The 396-nt window shown below is 59.5% G+C and carries 1 protein-coding gene; it reads left to right on the plus strand.

The genetic code is table 11. The features are described 5' to 3' along the window. A partial coding sequence (locus AC1DHT_RS29445) for a hypothetical protein (RefSeq protein WP_477761612.1) occupies window positions 1-396 on the plus strand: 396 nt, incomplete at both ends.

Below are 396 nucleotides of genomic sequence, written 5' to 3' on the forward strand. Positions count from 1 at the left end.
CCAGCCGACCTCGCCGGTAGACCAGAACCACGTCATTAGTGGCACCGAGGGTTATCCAGGCGCCACGCTGAAAATGCTGGACTCAGCCAATCAACCGGTGCCCGGGAAGTTCACGCAGAACGGGAAAAGCTGGACATTCGCCCCTGACCAGCCCTGGGAGGTGGGGAGCAGAACGATCAAAGCCGTGCAGACCGTTAACAGCGTAGAGTCCAACGCAAGCGAACCACGCACGTTCAAAGTAAGGCCMCCCCAACTGGTCATCACCCAGCCGACCTCGCCGGTAGACCAGAACCACGTCATTAGTGGCACCGAGGGTTATCCAGGCGCCACGCTGAAAATGCTGGACTCAGCCAATCAACCGGTGCCCGGGAAGTTCACGCAGAACGGGAAAAGCTG

The organism is Pseudomonas sp. 05N432, assembly GCF_056396945.1.